Below are 7,784 nucleotides of genomic sequence, written 5' to 3' on the forward strand. Positions count from 1 at the left end.
CATGATGTTGCTTGATGACCTTTTTCAACTCATCGTGCGCAATAGGGTCAAGAATCCGAACCCGTATAGAACCCTCGAGGCGATCTATCAATCGCAGACACTCCTGGTGATAGGATTCGTCATACACCGCCCCTAGGATATTCAGTTCCACATCGCCTCCCTCCAAATCAATCATTCGCTCAATGGCAAATGCGAGATTCTTCTCTGGAGCGATCCTTCCTGCAAAAAGCAACTTCAAGGTCCCAGGACGTTTCGAAATCGACTGCACAGGAGCCTTGCTCTTCTGCGGAAGATTCGGTGCGAGGATAATCCTTACCTCGTCACCAAAGTATTTCTTAATGTCCTTGACCTCCAAAGCATCGGTCGCATGGAAAGTGGTATTGCGGTATTGACCTGACCACCGAGCTGCCTTGAGGAACAGTTTCTTCTTTGTGCCCTTCAATGAGACGGCCGATCTCCTCAGCATGCCTCTGGGTGCGATGATGACCGGAATAGCAGTTGAACTGAAATGTCTATGCGTAAGGATCGAGAATCGTTTGGAAAATAGACCATGGATATAGACATGGTCGAAGTGCTGTTCATCGGTCAGTCTTTTCAGCATACTTCGGTCCAATTGATCCGGAGGCATGTACATGACCTTTTCTCCTCGGTCCAAAGTAATCCATTGAAGTATGGGAATGTCAGGATATGCCACCTTGGACTGATAATCCCTATCAGAGGTCACAATGAAAAAATCTACATGTTCACCTAGATGCTCGACCATGTTGATACAGGATCGAATCGGTCCTCCTGCTCTGAAGCCTGGCAGGTACCAGTCGATGAACATGAGCACCTTAGGTCTCGACTCCATATATCTCGATCCAGTTTTCAAGTACGATGAGCGGCCAGACCCGTGCCCATGTGACCCTCGCATCCCCTTTCAAGAATCGCTTCCATAGATCCCGTACGGCATTCGGTCTGAATATCCTCCTTTCATCCAGGTGGTCGATCATTCGTTGAGCGAATTCACGCAGATCGGCCTTCAGCCATTGCTCCCAGGGAAGCGTGAATCCCATCTTTGGCCGATGGATCACCTCATCAGGAAGAAGACCGGGTACCGAATCCAAAAGCAATCGTTTGGGACTATGAGGGTATTTCGATTCATCATCGACACGCAGGACATACTCCACCAATTCATGGTCCAAGAAGGGAACTCTTACTTCCAAGGCATGGGCCATACTCATCTGATCTGTATCACGTAGTAATACCGAGCGCAGATATGTCTCGAGTTCAGCGATGCTTATCTGACTCAGAATAGGAAGTTGTTTCCATCGATCACTGAAGTTGGACAGCTTGTGGGCAAGAGGGTTCTCCTTAGATGTCGAATTCAAGAGGCCTTGTCTCTCATCTCTCAGGAGGGATTCACGCATGATCGGATAGATGTACTCCAACTCCATACGCAAGGATGTGAGAATGCGAGAGGCTTTAGCCCCTGAGATTCCGGTCTTGAATTGCTTGACGATCGAAGCAAGAAGTTTCCGCATGACCATGGGATATTGAGCGATCCACGGTCGGCTGAGCGCATTATGCGCATGAAGGAAATGGGGATAACCGGCAAACAACTCATCTCCCCCTAGACCGGATATGGCCACCGTCAGACCCGCTTCTTTGGTCACCTTGGATACCACATAGGTATTGGGACCATCACCACTGGGATGATCCATGGCTTGGAGCGAGTCTGGAAGTAGACTTAGAAAATCATCAGGCGATAGCTCGATCTCATGGTGAGCCGTGTGGAAACGGTCTGCGATCATACGCGCATATGGGGCCTCGCTGAACTCTTGCTCATCGAATACGACAGAGAATGAACTGATCTGTGTCTCTGTCATTCGTGACATGATACCGACCATGATACTGGAGTCGATGCCACCGGAAAGAAACGCGCCTATCGGCACATCGGATATCATTCTTCGCTCTACACTATCATAGAGTCGCTTCTCTATCTCTGTGTGTACCTCTCCACTGAATTCCTTTCTCAGCGGAGACTCCAGACAATCCCAATACTGCCTGACATGATGCTCAGAATCATTGACCATCATATAATGACCAGCGGGGAGCATATGTACACCCTCCAGCAATGTGTTCGGGTCATGCACGGTCTGATAGGCGAGATACTCATCCAAGACCTTATGATTCAATCTAGGAGACACCAGTTCAGAAGCCAGTAGTCCCTTTATCTCTGATGAGAATACCAAAGATGTGTCCTGAAAGGAGTAATAGAGGGGTTTGATCCCCATACGGTCACGTGCGATGAAGAGTGTTTTTTCCTGGTCATCCCATATGGCCATGGAGAACATACCATTCAATTTCTGCAGGCATGCAGGGCCCCAAGTGGCATAAGCGGCCAATAGGACTTCGGAATCCGAATCGGTCCGGAAATCATAGGATACGAGCTCGGACCGTATCTCTTGAAAATTGTAGATCTCTCCATTGAATACCAGACAATAGCGACCATCCGGGGTATTCATCGGTTGATCCGCATCGGAAGAGAGATCGATGATGGCCAGTCTTCTGTGGCCGAGAACGACATTGTCGAACAATCTGATACCAGCAGCATCAGGCCCCCGGTGAGCTGTTCGCTGATTCATACGTTCCATGATGATCTCCGGTCCGGAAATGTGTTCCAAACCGAATACCCCGTTGATTCCACACATGATCAGTGCATGATGTATTCAGGGCGACTGATGACCTGTTTCAGTCCTTCTTCCAGTGATACGAGAGGCCTGTCCAGCATTTCCATCATCTTGCTGTTATCGGGAAGTCTGCGTTTCATATCGCCTTCTTCCAAAGGTGGAAGATGCACGATCTTGGATGAGCTTCCAGTGATACGGATGATGACCTCGGCCAATTGTCGGATGCTGATCTCCTTATTGGATCCGATATTGATCACATCATTGACATACAGGTCGTCATAGAAGGTCTTCAAGCAAGCATCCACATTATCATCGATATAACAGAAGGTGCGGGTCTGGGTCCCATCACCGTACACAGTGATATCCCGACCGGCCAATGCTGCTCTGATGAATTTGGAGATGACAAAATCAGGACTCTGCTTCGGACCATAGGTATTGAAGAACCGGAATATGGTGAACTCCAGTCCGAATTCTTGGAAGTAGCTGCGCATGGAAGCTTCTCCGATATTCTTCACAATAGCATAAGGTAACTTCGAATTCAATGGAGTGGTCTCCTCATTCTGTGGAATCTCCACAGGTTCTCCATATACTTCAGAGGAAGAAGAGTAGTAGACCCGTTTGACCCTCGAGTTCTTGCTCAGTCTGAGGATATTCCGAATACCGGTGATATCATCCAGGACTTTGATCGGATTGCGTAAGGTCCTCAATACGCCTACCAGTGCGGCATAATGGAATACATAATCGAAGTTGTAGCTATAGAATACGCCTGCTATATCTTCATAGCTGTTGACATCACAGCGGATGAAATGCAGATTATCGTAAGCATCCAGTGGTAACTTGGACGTATCTCCTGTTATGAGATTGTCCACAACGACCACATGATTGGTGCTATCCTGGGCCAATCGGATGGCCATTTCACTAGCAATAAAGCCCGCTCCTCCTGTGACTAGAATCGTGTTCATCTGTACCTCTGGCTACAAAGGAACGTGAATTTACAACAATTCATCAAGCGTTTCGGACCACGACTCCAGTGAGATGCGCTTGGAGAGTTGGTGACTCTCATGTGACATGGTAGTCAATTCCTTTCTATCCATGCGCATGAACGAGATCATACAATCTTTCAGTTGATCTATATCCCCTGCCTTGAATACCAGACCATTGGAGTCCTTCTTTAAGAAACTGACCGCTGCTCCAATCTGATCGCTCAACAGGAGCGGAAAGCCCGCTGCGGCCATTTCATGGACCACAACTCCCCATGGCTCGAAGTGACTTGGTAGAATGAATACACTGGCGTTCAGTAGGTGTGATCTCAATTCATCCGGTTGAACGAAACCCAGATGTTCGATGTCTGGATGGATAACGCGTTTATCGTAGTCCTCCCCGGTACCAGCACAGTAGAGCTTCCAATCTGAATCGACAGCCTTTTTCGCTTCCAAAAAGGCCTCCCACATATCGTATATGCCCTTGTGCTTGATATACCTGCCTACGTAGATGAAGGACTTGGGTAACGGGGCATCCATTCGCTGAGAATACACCCGATGGAACATGGAGGTATCGGCCGTGTAGAATCCTTGTCTGATGTGAGTAGGCATAAAACCGAGTAGGTGCGCATAATCGGCTTGTCTGGGCCCGGCCACCCATGCATGGGTGAATGCCTTTTGTATGACTCTGCGCAGATACAGTTTTGCAAGGCGCTGTTTCAGTCGACCGGTCCATGCGGTATCCATGAGCAAGACTCTGGGGATGTTCACATCAGATCTTCTCAAAGCCGAGACATATTCGCGGTCCATCCAACCGCTACAGAGGATGATATCAGGCCCTTGGTCTTTGATCAATTGAACCAGGTCATCTACCTGATCGAACTCTGTCCTCACCCTATAGCTGACATCAGGAATCTCAGGAAGCTGAAAAGGAGCCTCAGGATTGACCGGCCAATGAACGATGGTGGCCTCATTGCCTCGCGCCACCCAGTGGGATATAGCGGACAGAACATATCCCGCTACTTCTGAGTAAAGGAACAACGCCCGCTTAGCCATCTATTTGATCTACAAGCGGACCTTCTTCCCCCATTTGTTTCCCGTGCAACATGATGGTCAACGACATCAACATGGTGATGGTCATCGGATTAAGGCTAGCGGTCAACCAGGATTCGAAACTGGCCGAGAAAATGATCGCATACATGTAAGGTAGCGCCTTGTCATACTTCTTGGAGATGTAGTGGAACATCAGGAAGAAGGCTACCAGATAGAGGATCAATCCGATGAGACCTGTATCGAACCAGAAGGTCAAGAAACTATTATGCGCATTTCCTAAGTGCCCTAAACTGGTCAGCAGGTCATAGTTCTGCCAGAATACCCAATCCAAATAGGTAAAGCCCTTGCCTACGAAAAAGGTGTCCTGAAGGTTGTCCCATGCAAAATTCCATGCTACCAATCGACCTGATCCGCCTTCGATGGTATCCAGTCTGAAGAAGTCTTCCAATCCCAAGGATGCGATGACTATGGGCAGGTTATGCATCACATACTGGTAACTCACGAGTATACTTATGAAGACCAAGAGTCCTGGAAACCCTCTGAGAATCTTGAAATTGCAGAACATGAGATAGAGCACGATGGCCATCAATGCCGATCGCGATTGACAGTAGAAGAGATTGATAAAGATGACCGCCCATACCGCTACTTTCTGCCATCGGGGAAAGGCATATGGATCTCTCCTACAAATAGTATCGAATAGCAAGGCGAAGAGGAATACCAATACTCCCAGGCCATTGGGATTTCCCATAAAGCCCATGAATCTACCGGTCAGATACACCAGATCGAAATTGACATAGCGGATCAAAATCCCAGAGATGAGATAGACCATCACAAAGAATACCAGAGAACGGAAGAATCCTCTTTGGTCTTCTTCAAGTACAAACCGTGTGAGAAAGGGCACTACGAGGAACAACAGCGCGTAGGAGATCGTCTTCTGTATGGCCAGATCCACCCGCGGGTTGTCATAAAGGATCAATAGACTCCATATGAAGAAGGGCAGGAATAGACTGAAAATGACATTCTTCTCTTTGACCAAGCGTTTACGTTGTAGGAAGAATACTATCAACAGGATGACGATGAAGACCTTCTTGAATGACTGGGCGAATTGGAATGCTTCCAATCGACTGTCAGAGAACATGAGAATGATCCAGAAACCTAATAGGATCTCCGTGAAATAGCCACGTGCGGTCAAGAGGAAGATGCTCCCTCCGATGATTCCGATCGCCACGGGCCCTGTCATCGAACCTACCAGGACCCAGAGTAGGACGAGTAATGTGAATTGAAGATTCTCCCGTATGTAGGATGCAATGCTCATTTCTCTATAGAAAGCGCTTCTCTATATCGGCAATGGTCTGCTCGATGACCTGTGGCCATGTGAATCTCTCGTTAAATCTTTTTTGTGCCTGACGGCTCATCATGGACAGTTGTGCTCCGCTCCAGTCTTTCATCTCGAGGACGGCTTTTCTGAGTCCTTCTCTATCACCAGGGTCCACCAGCTGGCCTATGTCACTATCCACCTGATCCTCTACAGCCCCCACTCTACTCGCAATCACCACGAGCCCTCGGGCCATGGCCTCCAGTATCACAGTAGGCATTCCTTCCGAGTACGAAGGTACTACCAGGACATGATTCTGATCGATCATTTGGATCAATTCGGACTCGACCTTGATCGCACCATGGTAGGTCACACGTCCATCTTTGATCCGCTTGCTGTGCGGAATGGGACCGATGAATTCGAAGGTCAGGTCTTCGCCCTCCAGATGTTGAATGACCGCGTTCCAGTCCTCGATTCCTTTCCTGCGCTCATACCGACCAATGAATAGGAAGCTCAACGAATCTTCTGGAAAGACCTTCTCTTCTTCTCGCAACCAAGAGGGCTCCAGACCGATAGGAATCTCACTGATACGCGCATTGTCCACCTCCTTCATATTCCGCAGGATATGGCTCAATCCACCCCCCAGAGAGTAGACCACATCAGCTTGCGATAGATTGAACTTCACCGGCCCACGGAACATCCATTGGATGACCTTCTGTTTGAATCCATTGGCTTTCTGAAACATCTCCAGACCATGGAAATTGACTCCCACGGGAGGTAGGTCACCCTTTTTTTTACGTTTCTGATCCAGTAGATGCCAAGCGGTAAAGCCCTGAGCGTAGATAAAATCGATCGGCAGTTGATTTTTCTGCAAACGCTTGTAGAGTGATACGGAGTAGGCGAACGAGTTCTGCACATAGCTCCACGGCCAGCTTCCTTTTGATGGAAAGGGTACGATATGCTCTTCCAATCGCTCATCACCTCCTCCAGGCAAATATTCTTTGACCGATCCTTTTCCTGGATGAAAAAGAAGCACATGCACACCCTGGGAAAGGAAGTACCTGAGGAGATAGTAGGAGTGCTTCTGCATCCCTCCCATCACAAGCGGACTCACACCATCGGTCAATATGGCCACTCGCTTCAATCTCATGGTCGGATCTTGCTATCGAATAGAGAAAGGTATTTCTCTCGGAGCTTTTCCCAGGTGAAGGTCTCGAGGAAATAGGCTTGATTGGCCGTGCCTTTATGGAGCTTGAAGGAATCGAGGTCCTCGATTTTCTGAATGAATCGCTCTATGGCCTCGGGGCGTGTCATATCTGTACACTGCTCGGTGTCATTGCAGAGCCAAAGACTATGTGCTGAATGATGCAGCAGAACTGGAATCCCGTGACCCATGGCCTCTATTGTGGCAATTCCAAAGGCCTCATCGACCGAGGGTAATACGAAGAGGTCGGCCATCGGGTAGATGCGCTGCATGATGTCATGCGCTACGTAGACCGACTTGGTCATACAGCCCGCCTCTTTATTCATGCGCTCCAATCTTTCAGGGTCCATATCCCCGCACACGAGCAAGCACCATCCGTCTCCTAGATTCTGGACTGCCTCTTCTATACGCTCAAAGTTCTTCTCTTCCAATTCCGTAGGGCCTACATAGAGAAGCATGCGTTTATCCCCTTTGAAGTATTGTATCTCGCTCAGAATCGGTGCGTCTTGCCTTGAATCCTCCCAAATGGGGTCAAAGAAGTGGGGGATCAAGTGACAGGG

Annotated in this window: 7 protein-coding genes; all 7 read right to left on the minus strand. The window is 48.6% G+C overall.

Annotated features, from left to right (window positions below):
- The coding region (locus tag HKN79_12620) for a hypothetical protein (GenBank protein ID NNC84410.1) at positions 1–850 on the minus strand (850 nt) is incomplete at its 3' end.
- Entirely contained in the window at positions 834–2,693 is a 1,860-nt protein-coding gene (asnB, locus tag HKN79_12625; GenBank protein NNC84411.1) for an asparagine synthase (glutamine-hydrolyzing), read from the minus strand. The genes asnB and HKN79_12620, both read right to left, overlap by 17 nt.
- A 2-nt stretch (positions 2,694–2,695) precedes the next feature.
- A complete protein-coding gene (locus HKN79_12630) occupies positions 2,696–3,634 on the minus strand; it encodes an NAD-dependent epimerase/dehydratase family protein (protein NNC84412.1) in 939 nt (312 codons plus the stop codon).
- Between the two features lie 30 nt (positions 3,635–3,664).
- Positions 3,665–4,708, minus strand: coding sequence for a glycosyltransferase family 4 protein (locus tag HKN79_12635; protein ID NNC84413.1), 1,044 nt, complete (start codon positions 4,706–4,708; stop codon positions 3,665–3,667).
- The gene (locus tag HKN79_12640) at positions 4,701–6,020 is read right to left on the minus strand and encodes an O-antigen ligase family protein (GenBank protein NNC84414.1); all 1,320 of its coding nucleotides are present in this window, start codon (positions 6,018–6,020) and stop codon (positions 4,701–4,703) included. The genes HKN79_12635 and HKN79_12640 overlap by 8 nt, the downstream gene beginning before the upstream one ends.
- 4 nt (positions 6,021–6,024) lie before the next feature.
- Complete coding sequence (locus HKN79_12645; protein ID NNC84415.1) at positions 6,025–7,170, minus strand: glycosyltransferase family 4 protein; 1,146 nt, start codon at positions 7,168–7,170, stop codon at positions 6,025–6,027.
- Positions 7,167–7,784 (minus strand): glycosyltransferase (locus HKN79_12650; protein ID NNC84416.1); only part of this gene is annotated, 618 nt, incomplete at its 5' end. The genes HKN79_12650 and HKN79_12645, both read right to left, overlap by 4 nt.

Source organism: Flavobacteriales bacterium (assembly GCA_013001705.1).
GTDB lineage: Bacteria > Bacteroidota > Bacteroidia > Flavobacteriales_D > JABDKJ01 > JABDLZ01.

Bases quoted from the DNA above. Each gene is read 5' to 3' on its own strand.
- HKN79_12635 (NNC84413.1), bottom strand. From the start codon at position 4,708: ATGGCTAAGCGGGCGTTGTTCCTTTACTCAGAAGTAGCGGGATATGTT.
- HKN79_12630 (NNC84412.1), bottom strand. From the start codon at position 3,634: ATGAACACGATTCTAGTCACAGGAGGAGCGGGCTTTATTGCTAGTGAA.
- asnB (NNC84411.1), bottom strand. From the start codon at position 2,693: ATGTGTGGAATCAACGGGGTATTCGGTTTGGAACACATTTCCGGACCG.
- HKN79_12640 (NNC84414.1), bottom strand. From the start codon at position 6,020: ATGAGCATTGCATCCTACATACGGGAGAATCTTCAATTCACATTACTC.
- HKN79_12645 (NNC84415.1), bottom strand. From the start codon at position 7,170: ATGAGATTGAAGCGAGTGGCCATATTGACCGATGGTGTGAGTCCGCTT.